General features: G+C 39.7%; 18 protein-coding genes. 6 read left to right on the top strand and 12 right to left on the bottom strand.

Going from position 1 to position 16,988, the window contains the following annotated elements:
• Window positions 1–5: 5 nt before the first annotated feature.
• The 6 genes from deoD to rpiA form a co-directional block, all read right to left on the bottom strand.
• The gene (deoD, locus tag QM843_RS00475) at window positions 6–716 is read right to left on the bottom strand and encodes a purine-nucleoside phosphorylase (protein ID WP_173226609.1); all 711 of its coding nucleotides are present in this window, start codon (window positions 714–716) and stop codon (window positions 6–8) included.
• A 557-nt stretch (window positions 717–1,273) separates the two neighbouring features.
• A complete protein-coding gene (locus QM843_RS00480; RefSeq protein WP_237446943.1) occupies window positions 1,274–2,557 on the bottom strand; it encodes a chloride channel protein in 1,284 nt (427 codons plus the stop codon).
• Between the two features lie 2 nt (window positions 2,558–2,559).
• Complete coding sequence (locus tag QM843_RS00485; RefSeq protein WP_414304262.1) at window positions 2,560–3,369, bottom strand: purine-nucleoside phosphorylase; 810 nt, start codon at window positions 3,367–3,369, stop codon at window positions 2,560–2,562.
• A gap of 14 nt (window positions 3,370–3,383) precedes the next feature.
• Window positions 3,384–3,926: a DUF1697 domain-containing protein gene (locus tag QM843_RS00490; protein ID WP_414304263.1), complete on the bottom strand. Its 543-nt coding sequence runs from the start codon at window positions 3,924–3,926 to the stop codon at window positions 3,384–3,386.
• A gap of 1 nt (window position 3,927) precedes the next feature.
• Window positions 3,928–5,139 (bottom strand): phosphopentomutase, encoded by a 1,212-nt coding sequence (locus QM843_RS00495; RefSeq protein ID WP_261035276.1) that lies wholly within the window; start codon window positions 5,137–5,139, stop codon window positions 3,928–3,930.
• A 23-nt stretch (window positions 5,140–5,162) separates the two neighbouring features.
• Window positions 5,163–5,846 (bottom strand): ribose-5-phosphate isomerase RpiA, encoded by a 684-nt coding sequence (gene rpiA, locus QM843_RS00500; protein WP_414304264.1) that lies wholly within the window; start codon window positions 5,844–5,846, stop codon window positions 5,163–5,165.
• Between the two features lie 232 nt (window positions 5,847–6,078).
• Between rpiA and QM843_RS00505 the strand changes: the two genes are divergently transcribed.
• Entirely contained in the window at window positions 6,079–6,264 is a 186-nt protein-coding gene (locus QM843_RS00505) for a hypothetical protein (RefSeq protein WP_001068558.1), read from the top strand.
• A gap of 24 nt (window positions 6,265–6,288) precedes the next feature.
• Here the strand turns inward: QM843_RS00505 and QM843_RS00510 are convergent, their stop codons facing one another.
• The 5 genes from QM843_RS00510 to QM843_RS00530 form a co-directional block, all read right to left on the bottom strand.
• Window positions 6,289–7,140 (bottom strand): NAD(P)H-hydrate dehydratase, encoded by an 852-nt coding sequence (locus QM843_RS00510; RefSeq protein WP_414304265.1) that lies wholly within the window; start codon window positions 7,138–7,140, stop codon window positions 6,289–6,291.
• 13 nt (window positions 7,141–7,153) lie between these two features.
• Window positions 7,154–7,975, bottom strand: coding sequence for a hypothetical protein (locus QM843_RS00515; protein ID WP_000601058.1), 822 nt, complete (start codon window positions 7,973–7,975; stop codon window positions 7,154–7,156).
• A gap of 137 nt (window positions 7,976–8,112) precedes the next feature.
• On the bottom strand, window positions 8,113–8,970 hold the full coding sequence (locus QM843_RS00520) for a bifunctional methylenetetrahydrofolate dehydrogenase/methenyltetrahydrofolate cyclohydrolase (protein WP_414304266.1): 858 nt from the start codon (window positions 8,968–8,970) through the stop codon (window positions 8,113–8,115).
• 177 nt (window positions 8,971–9,147) lie between these two features.
• Entirely contained in the window at window positions 9,148–9,882 is a 735-nt protein-coding gene (locus tag QM843_RS00525; RefSeq protein WP_000140957.1) for an amino acid ABC transporter ATP-binding protein, read from the bottom strand.
• Window positions 9,882–10,565: an amino acid ABC transporter permease gene (locus tag QM843_RS00530; RefSeq protein WP_001011639.1), complete on the bottom strand. Its 684-nt coding sequence runs from the start codon at window positions 10,563–10,565 to the stop codon at window positions 9,882–9,884. The genes QM843_RS00525 and QM843_RS00530 overlap by 1 nt, the downstream gene beginning before the upstream one ends.
• 190 nt (window positions 10,566–10,755) lie before the next feature.
• Here QM843_RS00530 and QM843_RS00535 point away from each other — a divergent pair, with 190 nt between their 5' ends.
• From QM843_RS00535 to QM843_RS00555, 5 genes are all read left to right on the top strand, one after another.
• The gene (locus QM843_RS00535; RefSeq protein ID WP_049515694.1) at window positions 10,756–10,986 is read left to right on the top strand and encodes a DUF1797 family protein; all 231 of its coding nucleotides are present in this window, start codon (window positions 10,756–10,758) and stop codon (window positions 10,984–10,986) included.
• 230 nt (window positions 10,987–11,216) lie between these two features.
• A complete protein-coding gene (locus tag QM843_RS00540; RefSeq protein ID WP_000882498.1) occupies window positions 11,217–13,475 on the top strand; it encodes an ATP-dependent Clp protease ATP-binding subunit in 2,259 nt (752 codons plus the stop codon).
• Window positions 13,476–13,604: 129 nt separating this feature from the next.
• Window positions 13,605–14,057 carry an NUDIX hydrolase gene (locus QM843_RS00545; RefSeq protein ID WP_237446948.1) on the top strand — a complete coding sequence of 151 codons (453 nt, stop codon included), beginning with the start codon at window positions 13,605–13,607 and terminating at the stop codon, window positions 14,055–14,057.
• A gap of 58 nt (window positions 14,058–14,115) precedes the next feature.
• The gene (locus QM843_RS00550; RefSeq protein WP_000767189.1) at window positions 14,116–14,415 is read left to right on the top strand and encodes a DUF1827 family protein; all 300 of its coding nucleotides are present in this window, start codon (window positions 14,116–14,118) and stop codon (window positions 14,413–14,415) included.
• A gap of 135 nt (window positions 14,416–14,550) precedes the next feature.
• Window positions 14,551–15,183, top strand: coding sequence for a GNAT family N-acetyltransferase (locus tag QM843_RS00555; RefSeq protein ID WP_024057987.1), 633 nt, complete (start codon window positions 14,551–14,553; stop codon window positions 15,181–15,183).
• A gap of 47 nt (window positions 15,184–15,230) precedes the next feature.
• Here QM843_RS00555 and ezrA read toward each other — a convergent pair whose 3' ends face one another.
• Complete coding sequence (gene ezrA, locus QM843_RS00560; RefSeq protein WP_386680698.1) at window positions 15,231–16,958, bottom strand: septation ring formation regulator EzrA; 1,728 nt, start codon at window positions 16,956–16,958, stop codon at window positions 15,231–15,233.
• Window positions 16,959–16,988 lie beyond the last annotated feature (30 nt).

Here is a 16,988-nt window from a genome sequence, read left to right on the forward strand (position 1 = left end):
CCCTTTTATTCAGCAATTAAGGTTTCTAGGCCAACCTTCATCATATCGGTGAAGGTATTTTGACGTTCTTCCGCAGTCGTGTCTTCATCTGGATTGACCAAACTATCCGAAATAGTCATGATAGCAAGCGCGTCAACATGGTGTTGGGCTGCCAGATAGTAAAGGGCTGCTGCTTCCATTTCCACAGCCTTGACTCCCCATTTACCAAGTTCGATGTTCTTTTCAAAGTAGTTTGAATAAAAGACATCAGAAGACAAAACGTTCCCAACGTGGGTAGTCATACCGAGTTCTTTGGCGATATGGTAGGCCTTGTCCAGCAAATCAAAGCTAGCGATTTGTGGGAAATCGTACTGTGGCCAGTCATTGCGGATGATGTTAGAGTTGGTTGCAGCTGCCTGCGCCAAAACTAATTCACGGACGTGAACATCTTCATTCAAAGAACCTGCAGTTCCCACACGAATCAATTTCTTCACACCGTAGTCCACAATCAACTCACGCGCATAAATCGAAATGGATGGCATCCCCATCCCAGTTCCCATGACAGATACACGGTGGCCCTTGTAAGCACCAGTGTAACCAAACATGTTACGCACTTCGTTAAAACAAACAGCATCTTCAAGGAAATTTTCCGCAATAAACTTAGCACGAAGAGGATCCCCAGGAAGAAGAATTTTATCAGCAATTTCACCCTGCTGAGCAGCAATATGGATAGACATAATTAAGATATAAAGGGCGACGGAGAACAAAGGAAAAATAGGAAACTGACGACACATCGCAGATGCTAGAAAGTTTATCTTTTTTACACAGTTCTCCGCCCGTATTCAGTTCAATGAATACAGTTAACCCATCCTTTCTTTATTCTAAAATTTATAATCAGAAAGATACCAAACCCGTCAAAAAGCGAAGGGAAAATAGGAGTTAGGTGCAGTGAGCCATGCTCGCTAGACCAACTATCTTTTTCCCACTGCTTTTAGGGTGGGTTCAATTCCTTTCTTTCTTAATTTTGATGATATTGAGAAGATTAGAGCGGCTTTTATTCAAATCCGAACTCCCTTCTCTTCTGAGTTTTTAGAAAAGTTTTCCGCTCGTGTTCAAATCAGAACACACGCTCTACCTTTCTTTTTTTATTTTTATATTTCATAGCTAGGAAAAATCGGATTCAACAATGACTCCGATAATCCTACTACATTTTTATTTAAAACAGTTATAAATAAATTGAGAGTATTTTTTTATCTTTTAAATCAAATCCTTGACTAGAAGAAATGGGTATTTCCTACCTAATTACTTTATTCTTTGACTTCTGACACAGTATGCTAGTCCAAGGAAAGCGGTCTAGCATTTTTGCAAATTCATAGGCTAAAACAGCTGTTACTAAGAGATACGGAAGAGAATCTATACCTAGCCCAGTGAAACCTATAACTAATCCGGTTGCAGAAATGGGCGCCCTCAAGGTCACAGACAAAAAGCAAACCGATCCCAAAAGCAAAATGCTTGGCTGGCTATCCCCACCTAGAATCATTCCAAAGAGAGCAGCTCCAGCCATCCCCAAGGCAAAAGATGGCGTAAGTGTACCACCATAGGCCCCTGCCCACAGAGTAATAAGAACAACTAATGCTTTTAAGATAAACAAAAGGAATACTGTTTTGCCATTGCTACCATTCAATACTTCCTGAGCCATCATACGTCCATTTCCAAGTAGATGTGGAAAATAACTTGCTAATCCAATAAGAAAAAGAAAAGCTGTAGGCAATGTGAGAAGTATTCGTTTATCTTTTATTCTGTTTGAAGACGCTGCCTTACTTAAACGACCAAAAAGCCAAGCTGGTGGGGTTAAGAAAAGAAGTAATAAGGGAATAATCCATATTTCCTTTAATGACCATGTGATCGATGTAATCTGGTAGAGAGCCTGATCTGAAATAACCAAACCTGCTATATAGGTTGAGACATAAGTAGTCAAACCGACTAAGACAAATCGTTTAATAGATAGAGCAATTCCTAGGGTTTCAAAAACAAAGAAGACACTTGTTAATGGAACCTGATAGACAGCAGCTAAACCAGCACCAGCACCACAAGCAAGGAGAAAGATACGATCCTTCATAGACACTATACATATTTTTCCAATTGGTCCTGCAAATAGAGTTCCAATCTCTCGTGGTGCAGCTTCTTTGCCAATAGGGGCTCCCCCTCCAACTGCAATAATCTGCCAAATTGAATGAAATAGCTGTTTTAGAAAATGAAGCTTGTATTGTGAAGCCTCATCCTTCATCTGAGCTTTGATGGAATAAATCTTCGACCCTTTTTGCAAGAAATACCAGACCAAGGATGAGCCAAGACCCACGATTATTAAACTTAGTCCTATCCGTGAGGAGGAAACTCCATCTGTCAAAAATCCACTATGATGCTCTGACTGACCAAAAGCTAGACTCTCTACTATCTCTAAAAGATAATGGAGAAATATACCAGATAAACCCGAAACTATTCCTTGTAGAATTACTGCTATGAATAATCTAAAATTATAAGGGATTTTTCGAAAAATTCTCCTCAATTCTATCAACATGATTACAATTCTGCAAGAATCGCTTTAAGCAAGCCTTTGAAATCACCTTTGACACGTTCGGTTACTTCTACAACTTCTTCGTGGTTAAGTTCTTCTTGGAAACCTGCAGCATGGTTAGTAATACATGAAATTCCTAGAACTTTCAAGCCAGAGTGAGCTGCAACAATAACTTCAGGAACAGTAGACATACCAACTGCATCTGCTCCAAGTGTCTTATAGGCACGAATCTCTGCAGGTGTTTCATATGTCGGACCAGTAACACCGATATAGACACCTTCATCAAGCTTGATACCAAGTTTCTTAGCCACTTCATGGGCAGTAGCACGGTATTCTGGTGTGTAGGCTTTAGACATATCTGGGAAACGTGGACCAAAATCATCCAAGTTTTCACCCATCAATGGGTTTTGCCCCGTCATATTGATATGGTCTGAGATAGCCATCAAAGTACCAGGACCAAATCCAATACCGCCAGCTGCATTGGTTACAATGACACCTTCACATCCGAGAACTTTCATCACACGTACTGGGAAAGTCAAGACTTCAAGAGGATTTCCCTCGTAGAAATGGAAACGACCTTGAAGAGCCAAGACCTTGCGACCTGCAAGTTCTCCATATACCAATTTACCAGCGTGACCGACTACTGTTGAACGGCCCCAGTTGGGAATATCTGCATAGTCTACTACAACTGGATTTTTGATTTCTTCTGCCAATTCTCCAAGTCCTGATCCAAGGATTAGACCGAACTTAGGTGCTTGGATTCCCTTGTCTTTCAGGAAGGCAGCTGTTTCATTGATTTTGTTTAAAAATGTCATTGTGTGTCTCCTTATTATTTTTTAAGCATTTGACCGATTTTGTCAAAGGTTTTTGCATTGCGAATGGTAATATTGCGGTAGAAAGGAATCTTGAGCAAGTACTTGTGATAGGCAGTCTTAGAGTAGGATTCTTCAGAGAATTTCCCCCAGAAAATCCCAAGTTTTCCAAAATGAAGCACTTCATCTTTCAGCTCTAAACTCTCAACTGTCGCGATGACTTGGTCCACGTCCAAACCCTCCGTGTAGAAGAGGACATCTTTTCGTGCCAAGTCTTCGTTCCACCAAGCTGGTAGATTCTCCACTTCAGCTTCATAGTCTTCTTGACTCAGTAGTGAAAAGCTCTGAATAAATGGATAACGAGTCCCAAAGAAAGCCTCTAACTTTTCAATCAATTGGGCTTTGGAATCTATCGAAGTAAAGAAAATATTGCCACTATTGATGTAGCTTTCAACCTTTTCCAGTCCCAAGTCTGTCAATTCTTGCCGAAGCTCCGTCATAACGACCTTATTCTTGCCACCAACATTAATGCCTCTCACTAGCAAAGCATAGCGCGTCATCTTATACCAATTTATCTAAGAAACTTTCCCCAATCATGGCAGTTTCAACACCAAAGTTATCCGCAACTGTTGCTGAGATATCTGCAAAATGTCCGACAGGAATGAGACCATTTCCTTTAAAGGAAGGGCTATAGGCCAACAATGGAATGTATTCACGAGTGTGGTCTGTTCCTGCATAGGTTGGGTCATTTCCATGGTCCGCAGTAATCAAGAGAAGGTCGTTCTCTCTCATGGCTGCGATAATTTCAGGCAAGCGCTCATCAAACTCATGCAAACAATCACGGTAACCGTGAGCATTGCGGCGGTGGCCGTAAAGGGCATCAAAGTCCACCAAGTTTGTGAATGAGAATCCTTTTTCAAACTCAGCAAGACCCATGGTCTTCAATAGTGTATCAATTCCGTGGCTGTTTGACTTGTTGTGACCCATATCATGGTTGATACCCGCACCGTTAAAGATATCATTGATTTTACCAACAGCATAAGTATCGATACCAGCTTCATTCAATTTATCCAAAACAGTTGGTGCAAATGGAGATACAGCCAAGTCACGACGGTTTGCTGTACGAGTGAAGTTACCTGGTTCACCTACATAAGGACGGGCAATGATACGACCCAAAAGGGCTGGGCGCTCAAGAGTGATTGAACGAGCGTATTCACAGATACGGTACAATTCATCCAAAGGAATAATGTCTTCGTGGGCAGCAATTTGCAAAACAGGGTCAGCTGAAGTATAGATAATCAACTCCCCAGTTTCCATCTGGCGTGGTCCAAAGTCATCGATAACGGCTGTTCCTGAGTAAGGTTTGTTAGCTTCACGAATAATCTTGCGTCCTGAGAATTCTTCGATTTTTGTCAAGATTTCTTCTGGGAATCCATTCCAGAAAGTATCGAAAGGTTCTGTAATGTTAAGGCCCATGATTTCCCAGTGTCCAGTCATGGTATCCTTACCAAGAGATACTTCTTCCAATTTTGTTGCATAACCCGTTGGATTGCTTTCAGCTGGAACAGTCTTCAGAGGAGTTTCACGAGGAATATTTCCTAGACCGATTTTAGCCATGTTTGGCACATTCAAACCAACTGCTTTTGAAATGTGTCCTAGTGTGTCAGAAGCTCCATCTGGAACCCCTGCATTGACAAAGTTATTGGCATCTGGTGCAGCACCGATTCCTACAGAATCCAGTACCACCAAGTGAATACGATTAAATTTTGACATAGTGTATCTCCTTATTATGTTGATTAGTTTGCTTTTGTTGAAGTTAAAATCTGAACCCCGTCTCGTCCAGCAACGATTACCTTATCCACTATTTGATTAAATAAGCCGTGCTCCACGACACCAACGATATGGTCCAATTCTTGGCCAAAGGCAATTGGATCCTCGATGACATCCAAGGCAAGGTCAATGATAAAATTCTGCATATCGGTCACAAAACGTTGGCCGTCTTTTTCACGGAAACTTGGTTTGTAGCCAGCTCGCTCAAAACGACGAAAGACCTGTTCTGCGCCATACTGAACCACTTCTACTGGCAATTTAAAAGCACCTAGTTTGTCTACTAGCTTGCTTTCATCCACCACCCAAATGTATTCTTTTGAAGGCGTTGCGACAACTTTCTCCATCAGAAGGGCACCACCACCGCCTTTGATTCCATTAAACTGACCATCCACTTCATCCGCCCCGTCGACTGTCACATCGACAAAGTCTACTTGGTCAATAGACTTGAGCGGGATATTAAGACCTTCAGCCTGTTTACTGGTCACACTAGAAGTCGTTACAGCTGTAATCTGCAAGCCTTCTTCCTTGATACGACGACCGATTTCTTCTACGAAATAATAGGCAGTAGACCCCGTTCCTAGTCCGACAACCATGCCATCATTGACAAATTCAGCAGCCTTGATACCTGCCATTTTCTTCAGATTTTCCACTCAAACACCTCCATTAAAGAGCTAACTTTATTATAACATGTATCACTTTTTATTTCATGGATACACTGAAAAAAACCGAACATTTTTATCTATGATTTCTAATTTTCTTTCTCCATGCTTGTATACAGATCAAAAATTCCCAAATCTAGATTTCGAAAGCTCTTTAAAAATTAAAGTTGATTTTTTATCATAAAGATGATTAAATAGGTAAGTACAGAAAAGGAGAAATAAGATGAACCCATTAGATTTGTTTAATCAAGTAAAAGAACTAATCGAGACAAAAGATTTTGAAGCTGCAAAAACATTTGTTGCAGAAAATCAAGAACAGCTTGGAGAATACTTCTCCCAAGCTCAGCAGTTGATTTCTGGTTCAGAAGGTCTAGATGGCCTCGTTGGAAAGATTAAAGGATTTTTCTAAAAGATATAAAGGCGCCTGAAACGATCAGGTGCCTTTTTGAGATATTTTTTTTATTATTTTGGGCAGATAAGAGCTGATTTCCGTCGGCAAGACCACATAATGTTCTTGAGCTAGTTCTTGGGCTATGGCTGAATGAAGATGGGTTGCTACTGCCACACGTTCGTAGAGACTGGCCTGTCGGAATTGGCCTGCAAATCCTGCAATCATTCCAGCAAGAGTATCTCCCATTCCCCCAGTCGCCTGATAGGGACCGCCAACCTGTAACTGGTAATAATCAGATTGGCCAGCTTGCCAAATACGAGTAGCTGGACCTTTTTCTACCAAAATTGTTCCTTGAGGGAAAGAAGTCAGGGCACTAGCTGTTGTATCTTCGTTTTGCTTTTTAATCGTAATTCCAGACAGCTTTTCCCATTCTTTTTGGTGAGGAGTTAAGATAAGCTGGTTAGATGGAAACGACAAACTTGTCCTAGCAAGGATGGTTAAGGCCCCTCCGTCTACAATCAAAATCTGATTCTTTTTTAAGCTAGCAAAGACCTGTTTGACTAGATCTTCTCCAAAAGCATCGTCTCGTAAACCAGGTCCCAGCAAAACAACTTCTGCCTTCTCCAATTGCTCTTTTAACAATTGCTGGTCTTGAAGAGAAAAGGCCATAGCCTCAGGTAAATGACTGTGCAAAGCCGAGATATTTTCCCTATCTGTTCCAACAGACACCAAACCAGCTCCACTTTTAACAGCTGCCAAAGTAGCCATGATGATAGCACCACCATAAGGATAAGTCCCACCCAGCAACAGCAGACGGCCATAGTCTCCTTTATGACTGGTACGAGATCGTTCAATAATGACTTTTTCTAATAATGCTTGCTCAATCACTCTCATCGTTTTTCCTCAACTATCCTTTATCTGATTGTTTTAAAACAACTTGATAGACTTTCTTAGTCCACTCTTCTAAGTCTTCTCCAGCATAGTCAAGATAATACACCCTATCTTGTATTTTGGTTGGAATAATATTTTCAAATTGGCTCTTATTATGAGTTGGAATAATGCAAATATACAACTCACTTAATAAATTAAGCATGTCCTTAATTTTTACAGCATGGTAACCATCAAAAATATAACCAGGAACTTTAATCAAATCTGTATAGATAAAATGAAAACTTACTCCAGGAATAAACTTGTCTTGTAATTCTTTCTCTGAAGGAGCTCGACCTAATAAACGCTCCATCGCCAATCGATAACCAGAACTTGTATTTGACCACCCTAACATGACATAGTCAAAATAATCTATCGGATCAGATGCAGCATTTCGACTATCCAAAACCAACTCCTCAGCATCTCGCCCAAAGGCTTTCACAGCAGATAAAAGACGACCAGTTTTAAAAATAGAAATCGCTGCATCTATAGTCGTAGTATGACTACAGTAGTCTGAAGTCACTAACCTCTTATGTAGGTCATAAGTCGAGGCTACTCTTTTATCTGTAGGAGTAAATGGTGGCAGAAAGGGATGCTGACAGATGTAATCTAAAATTTCTTTTTTTAAACAAGAATCAGCACACTCAATACTTGTTTGACGTTTATGAAGTTTTTCGTAAGCTATAAATTTAGCAATTTTTTCTAATTCCCACTCTTGAATATTTGGATAATCAATTAGTGCTAAGTAGTATATTCCATCCCATTGTAAACTATATTCCCCATTATAAATTTTTAAAATCATCTAATCACCTCACTCCATTATACAACAAAAAGGAGGCACATACCTCCTTTTATAAACTTATTTCTAAAATTTAATATTCATTTCTGCCATTTTAGATATAGCTATAGAAAATACACTTTTCTCAGAAAATTTTTCTCTTATTTTCTATCCAATGTCCGAATCGCTGCCTGATAAGTTTGCTCCATCAGCATGGTAATGGTCATAGGACCTACACCTCCAGGAACTGGCGTAATATGGCTAGCAAGTGGGGCAACTGCCTCATAATCAACATCCCCACAGAGCTTACCATTTTCATCGCGGTTCATCCCGACATCGATGACAACCGCACCAGGTTTGACAAAGTCAGGAGTCACAAACTTGGCACGACCGATTGCAACAACCAGAATATCTGCTTTAGCAGCCACCTTGGCAAGATTATGAGTCCGTGAGTGGGTCAAAGTCACTGTCGCATTCTTTGCCAAAAGAAGCTGGGCCATAGGTTTTCCAACGATATTGGAACGACCAATGACGACCGCATTTTTACCTTCCAAGTCAATCCCATATTCATGAAACATTTCCATAATTCCTGCAGGTGTAGAAGGAATCATGACTGGATGACCAGACCAGAGACGTCCCATGTTTAGGGGATGGAAACCATCCACATCCTTTTCTGGATCAATGGCCAATAGAACCGCCTCTTCATCAATATGTTTTGGTAATGGTAACTGGACCAAAATTCCATGCCAAGCTGGATCTTGATTGTATTTGGCAATCAAGTCTAACAATTCCTCTTGAGTAATGGTATCTGGAACTCGCACAACTTCACTACGGAAACCAGCCGCAAGGGCTGACCTCTCCTTGTTACGAACATAGACTTGGCTTGCTGGATTATCCCCAACCAAAATCACTACCAAACCAGGTACTAAACCTGTCTCTTCCTTTAATTTTTCAGTCTTTTCAGCCAACTGTCCTTGTAACTTAGCTGCCAGAGCCTTCCCATCAATAATCTGTGTCATATCACTTCTCTTTTCTTTCAAATATCTTCCATTATACCAAAAACTGCTAATCCCCTCTAACACTTCTTTCCTAGGCTATCTTATAGTTTCAAACTATAAGAAAAAGCTCGGTTCGAGCTTTTCATTAATCTATATTTTATATGTAAAGTTGGCTACAAATAGCTAAACAAAGCTAACTTATAAAACCTTACTCAAGAAGTCTTTAGTCCGTTGTTCTTGAGTTTGTTCAAAAATCTGTTCAGGTGTTCCATCTTCAACAACCACACCGTCTGCCATAAAGATGACACGGTCTGCCACCTCACGAGCGAATCCCATCTCATGCGTTACGATAACCATGGTCATTCCTGACTTGGCTAGGTCTTGCATAACAGCCAGAACTTCTCCAACCATCTCAGGGTCCAAAGCTGAAGTTGGCTCGTCAAAGAGCAAAACATCAGGTTCCATAGCTAAACCACGTGCAATAGCAATCCGCTGTTGCTGGCCACCTGACAAACTCTGTGGATAAGCAGTTGCCTTATCTGGTAAACCAACTTTTTCCAAAAGTTCCTGAGCTCTCTTCTCTGCAACTTCCTTACTTTCACCTTTGGTCTTGATAGGAGACAAGGTGATATTTTCCATCACAGTCATATTAGGAAAGAGATTAAATTGTTGGAAAACCATGCCCATCTTCTCACGCATGGCAAACAGGTCATTCTTCTTGTCCGTAATATCAACTCCCTCAAAGATAACCTTCCCTTTTGTTGCTTCTTCCAACAAATTCATAGAGCGAAGCAAGGTAGATTTCCCGCTACCTGAAGGACCAATGATAACGACAACTTCTCCTCTTTTAATCTCGAGGTTGATGCCCTTCAATACTTCATTCTTTCCAAATGATTTATGTAAATTTTCAATTTTTATCAAGGTTTCTGTCATTATTTCTTATCTCCTTGTCCCATACGTTTTTCAAAAGCTTTCAAGGCTACTGTCAAAATAGAGGTCATAATCAAGTAGTAAAAGGCTGCAAATAAAAGTGGTGTTAAAGGTAGATAGGTTGTTGTAGAAACTGTTGTAGCCCCGTTCCACAACTCCATAACACCAATAGCTGATAAGAGGGAACTATCCTTGATAATAGTGATAAATTCGTTCCCCAATGCTGGTAAGATATTTTTGATTGCTTGTGGCAAAATCACATAGCGCATAGCGTTTTTAGGACGAATCCCTAAAGAATAGGCCGCCTCTAACTGACCTTTTGGAACCGCATTAATCCCAGCACGAACAGTCTCAGAAACATAGGCACCACTGTTCATAGAGATAATCAAAATCCCTGGAATCAGACGAGAAAGATCAACACCCAAAATTCCAACCTGAATAGTCGGAGCATTGATGTGCATAAGGGCAAAGGCAATCATAATCTGAACCATCATCGGTGTCCCGCGGAAAATCCAAACGTACAAGTTGGCGAGCCAAACAAGCGGTTTAAACTTTGAACGTTGCCCAAAAGCCAAGACAACACCCAAAATAGTCCCAAAAAAGACAACACAGATAGAAATGAGAACCGTCACGACAGCCCCATAGTTAAAATAAGGTAAATACTTAGGTAAAAAAGAAAAATTCATAGTCACACTGCTTTCTAAAATAGAATACTGTATGATTATAACATGTATTGAATTAAAATTCAAATCTTTTGTCTAATTTATTCAAAAAACCTTTAAGCTAGTAGAATTAGCGAGAAATCTTAGTTTTTTCTAGGCAAGTTGACCTCCTTTATGGTAAAATAGTAACGATAAGAAATGAAGGAGAATCAAAATGGAATCACATTTGGTTAGAATCATCAACCGCCTTGAAGCAATGACAAAAGACGGTGGAAATTTAAAACGTAATTTTGAACGCGAAGGAGTTGTTGTTGCAGAAGTTGCATACAGCCACGACGAAGAAAACGGCTCAATCTTTACCCTTCGTGATGTCGAAGCTCGCGAAACTTATACGTTTGACAGCATTGACTTGATTGCAATGGAGATTTACGAACTCCTTTACTAATACAAAACAAGCTGGGATTACACCCTGCATGTCTAACCAAAATCCTTTTTGTCTCACAAATAGGATTTTTTTATAGTCCAAATCCACAAAGTTCTTCATTGTAACAACTTCTCAAAGCTGCAATCTTTTTACTTGCTTTACACCCCAATCCTGTTATAATGAGAGTATAGAAATTTGACTATTTTTGACCATTAAACAGGTCAGGCTAAATAAAGAAATGAGGTAGATGTATGCTTTGTCAAAACTGTAAAATCAATGACTCAACGATTCATCTTTATACCAATCTCAATGGAAAGCAAAAACAAATTGACCTCTGTCAAAACTGCTATAAGATTATCAAGACAGATCCTAACAATAGCCTCTTTAAAGGTATTACGGATCTGAACAATCGTGACTTTGATCCCTTTGGTGATTTCTTCAATGACCTAAACAATTTCAGGCCTTCTAACAATACTCCTCCGACTCCCCCAACCCAATCAGGTGGAGGTTACGGTGGAAATGGCGGTTATGGTTCCCAAAATCGTGGACCTGCTCAAACTCCTCCACCAAGCCAAGAAAAAGGCCTACTGGAAGAATTTGGTATCAACGTAACTGAAATTGCCCGTCGTGGAGATATTGACCCCGTTATTGGGCGCGACGATGAGATTATCCGTGTCATAGAAATTCTCAATCGCAGAACCAAGAATAATCCTGTTCTTATCGGTGAACCAGGTGTCGGAAAAACTGCCGTTGTCGAAGGTCTAGCTCAGAAAATAGTTGATGGAGATGTTCCCCATAAACTACAAGGAAAACAAGTCATCCGTCTGGATGTGGTTAGCTTAGTTCAAGGAACGGGTATCCGTGGACAATTTGAAGAACGCATGCAAAAACTCATGGAAGAAATTCGCAAACGTGAGGACATCATCCTCTTTATCGATGAAATCCATGAAATTGTCGGTGCTGGTTCTGCGGGCGATGGCAATATGGATGCAGGAAATATCCTCAAGCCCGCCCTTGCTCGTGGAGAGCTGCAATTGGTCGGTGCTACTACCCTCAATGAATACCGTATCATTGAAAAAGATGCAGCCCTAGAGCGTCGTATGCAACCTGTTAAAGTGGATGAACCAACAGTGGAGGAAACAATTACTATCCTCAAAGGCATTCAAAAGAAATACGAAGACTACCACCACGTTCAGTATACCGATGCTGCAATTGAAGCAGCTGCAACTCTGTCCAATCGCTACATCCAAGATCGCTTCTTGCCTGACAAGGCCATTGACCTCCTAGATGAAGCTGGTTCTAAGATGAACTTGACCTTGAATTTTGTGGATCCTAAAGTAATCGATCAGCGCTTGATTGAGGCTGAAAATCTTAAATCTCAAGCTACACGAGAAGAAGATTTTGAGAAGGCCGCCTACTTCCGTGACCAGATTGCCAAGTATAAGGAAATGCAAAAGAAAAAGGTCACAGACCAAGATACTCCTATCATTAGTGAGAAAACCATTGAGCACATTATCGAGCAGAAAACCAATATTCCTGTTGGTGATTTAAAAGAGAAAGAACAATCTCAACTCATCCATCTAGCCGAAGACCTCAAGTCTCATGTTATTGGACAAGATGATGCTGTCGATAAGATTGCCAAGGCTATTCGCCGTAATCGTGTCGGTCTCGGTACCCCTAACCGCCCAATCGGAAGTTTCCTTTTCGTTGGGCCAACTGGAGTCGGTAAGACAGAACTTTCCAAACAATTAGCTATCGAACTCTTTGGTTCTGCTGACAGCATGATTCGCTTTGATATGAGTGAATATATGGAAAAACACAGTGTGGCGAAATTAGTCGGTGCCCCTCCAGGTTATGTCGGCTATGACGAGGCTGGGCAATTAACTGAAAAAGTCCGCCGCAATCCCTACTCTCTTATTCTCTTGGATGAAGTAGAGAAAGCCCATCCAGATGTCATGCATATGTTCCTCCAGGTCTTGGACGATGGTCGTTTAACAGATGGACAAGGACGTACCGTTAGCTTCAAGGACGCCATCATCATCATGACTTCAAATGCAGGTACAGGTAAGGCAGAAGCTAGCGTTGGATTTGGTGCTGCTAGAGAAGGACGTACCAACTCTGTTCTTGGTGAACTCGGTAACTTCTTTAGCCCAGAGTTTATGAACCGTTTTGATGGTATTATCGAATTTAAGGCTCTCAGCAAAGATAACCTCCTTCAGATTGTCGAGCTTATGCTTGCAGATGTTAACAAACGTCTTTCTAGCAACAACATTCATTTGGATGTAACCGACAAGGTCAAGGAAAAATTGGTTGACCTTGGTTATGATCCAAAAATGGGAGCACGCCCACTTCGTCGTACTATTCAAGACTATATTGAGGACGCAATCACTGACTACTACCTTGAAAATCCAAGCGAAAAAGACCTCAAGGCAGTGATGACCAGCAAGGGTAACATTCAAATCAAATCTGCCAAAAAAGCTGAAGTAAAGACTTCTGAAAAAGAAGTATAAATCCTATAGAAAAGGAGTAGAAAATGAAAATTTTCTGCTCCTTTTTACTAAAATAACTATAAATTCTTGACAGCTAGGCCTTTGTCCATTAAGATAATAATAAAGATAATAGATAATGAGGAAAATGCAATGGCAAACCCAACTTTCGGAGAAAAAAAAGCGAATACAGACTATGTTTCACGCTATGGCGTATATGCAGTTATACCTGATGCTGAACAAAAACAAATTGTTCTTGTTCAAGCACCCAATGGCGCTTGGTTCCTACCAGGTGGCGAAATTGAAGCTGGTGAGAACCATCAGGAAGCCCTAAAACGTGAATTGATTGAAGAGCTTGGCTTCACAGCTGAAATTGGTGCCTATTACGGACAAGCTGACGAATATTTCTACTCTCGTCATCGTGACACCTACTACTACAATCCTGCCTACCTCTATGAAGCAACTTCTTTCAAAGAAGTGCAAAAGCCACTAGAAGACTTTAATCATATTGCCTGGTTCCCTATTGATGAAGCTATTGAAAATCTCAAACGTGGTAGCCATAAATGGGCAATCCAATCATGGAAAAAACAGCATAATATTGACTAAATCCAGCCACTTTATTCAAAAAGTGCTATAATAGAATTAGAAAATCGGAGGAAATGTTATGAAGCTAATCAATACGACAAACTCACACTCGCAACTTGTTAAAAGCCAGCTAGAAAGTACAGACGCAACCCTTGTTGAGGTCTATTCTGCAGGGAATACCGATGTTATTTTTACCCAAGCTCCGCTTCACTATGAAATCCTCATCTCAAACAAACACCGCGCTATTCGAGAACCTGAAATCGAAGCTATTCAAGAATTTTTCTTGAAACGTAAAATTGATAAGGACTCTATTGATGAGGCCAATATCAAAACCCTCTATTCAGAAAAATTAATTGGAATTTCGATTCCAACCAAATAAAATCTTGGAGAGATTAGAAAGTGCTTTGAACCTTATGGAACAAAATTAGGTTTATTTAGCTTTTTAAATCATCTCCAATTTTTTATCTATAAAATCTTGTCATACAAGATTTTGTAGATAATTAAGGAGACAAACATGGGAGACATCATATATAGAGAGGCAAGAATTGAAGAAAGCGAAAAAATTGGAAAATTATTAGCCAATTCCTTTCTTGACTATCCCTTTTTAACGATTATAACTGATGATTTGAAGAAACCTGACTCCTATCCTGCTTTTGTAGAAACGTTGCAAATTCTGCTTACTAGAGTCTATATTAAGAAGGGAAACTGTTTAATTGCGGAACAGGATGGAGACTTACTTGCAGTCGCCCTTTTGCAACAAAAAGATTTCTGTATACTATCCTATCTACGAAATGGAGGAACAAACATTTTTCGCTACATTCGACCACAAAATCTCCTTAAATACTTTGACTTTGTAAAACGTTCCAAAAAGCATTTAGAAAAATCTGGAGAGTTTGATTGGTATTTGATGGCCTTAGCTGTCAATATAGAAAGTAAGGGGCAGGGAATAGGCAGTACTTTTCTGACACAAGGGATTGAACCTTATGTCAAATCAAAAGGCTGTAAACACTTGGGACTCATAACTAGTACAGCTAGAAATGTCTCATTCTACGAAAAAAACGATTATGTATTACTGGACTTTATGGATCTAGAATACGGATCAAAATCAATTGGTAACTGGGCATTTTTAAAAACAATAAATAAATAAAAAAGATTTGGTGCTGCTTACCACAGAACCAAATCTTTTTTATTATGTTAGAAACGAATCGTCTCACGTGTTTTTTCGTATGAAGTGACAAAACGGTTGGTTACACCTGGTTCTGCAACTTCCAAAGCTTGCGAAATCTTATCAAATGAAGCATGATAATCAAATTCTTTTTCAAAAATTTCTAATGATTCATTAAAGGCTTCTTGAATTCGTTCATCAAATGAGCGGTAACGGTTCGAATACTGTAGCAATTGTTCTGTCAACGTTGCATATTGAACAATATTATAGGTTTCTTCTTCAAGTGCTTCTATATCATTTGTTGCAATTTCAAGCATCCGGTTCACAGCTTCTATATTGACCCGAGCTTCTTCTAGTTCAGCCATCAACTCTTCAGTATGGTTACTTGCTGTAAAGAACAACTGTAAGAAATTCTGAGGAATACCTGGAAGATTGCGTTTTTCCATATATCTCTTAATTGTGTGAAGACGATTAACATAAACATTTGCCTTCTGGCGAGCATTGATATCATCTTTTTCAATCTGAGCAAGACGTTGACTAACCTCAACTTGTTCATCTTCAATTTCCTTCAAAGTAGCTTGTAAGTTTTCCAAACGTTCTTCAAGGAATGAATAAGGTTCAGAATGTTCCTCTTGTTCAGAAGTTAGTTCCAATACAGATTCTTCTAAAGATTCTAACTCAGCTTGTAATCTATGAACATGACTAACATCCGTTTCAGATAGTAGGTAATTGTTACTCAATCGTTGAATATCTTCCACTAAAACAGCATTACTATCTTTCATGTGTTTCAAATATGTAGGAAGAGTTGCAACTAAGCCTTCTACTACTTTTTGAGCAGCGATTTCTCGTGTAAAGATATCATAGAGTGAATTGATTTCTTCTTGAACTTGAGTATTTTCATACTCAGCATTATCCAACTCTAATTGTGCAATATTTTCGTGGTTTTTCTTCAAAGATTCATAAAGCAATTGGAAGCGAGATTCAATATCCGTTTCAGCAAAATGATAGTTAGCATCTAAAAGCTTACGGTAACCATCCTCTAAATCTTCCAATTGATCAGGTAGCTCTTTAGATAATGTTTTTACAATCGCTGGCAGGCGGTCAACAATGTGACTCAAAGCCAAGATATGATTTTCAGCATTATCCAAAATCACAGCAGCTTCTACTGGGTCACCTGAAGTGTTCAAAGTAACAAACTGAGAAAACTCTGATTGGATATTTTCCAATTGTTTTTCGATTTCAGATAAACCTTGGCCATATTCTTCAGAATGATCAGCCACTCGGTGTTGCAACTCTTCAAACAAGTCCAAGGTATGAAGAACACGACCGCTGTTTTTAGATTCTTGTTTCTCCAAATCTGCCAAGGCATTGCGAATTGCCGCAATATCTTCTTCAATCAAGGTAATTTGGCTCTCGATTTGGTCAATTTGATGACTAGCCTTAAAAAAACGGAATGAATTGTTATAACCTTCTGCCTCGAAAAGATTATTTTCGATATCGGCAAAAGAGTTAAGAGATAGGTCAACCCATTTTTGGTTCCATTCACGGAAAGTCACTTGACTTTGTCCAATCAAGTGCATATTTTTTACAGCTTCAACTTCATCATTAACTGGAAGATTGTACAGCTCTTCTTTTTTCTCTTCTAAAATTGCTAATTTACTTTCATTGCGTTTTCGTACGTAGATTGCGATAGCATAGGCAATCACTAAGAAAACTGCAACAGCAATTGCAAGATAAATTACTAGTGTACCAGACATATTAAACTCCTTTTTTACTTGAAACAATCG

The sequence above is a fragment of the Streptococcus mitis genome (assembly GCF_047463435.1).
Taxonomy (GTDB): Bacteria; Bacillota; Bacilli; order Lactobacillales; family Streptococcaceae; genus Streptococcus; species Streptococcus mitis_DS.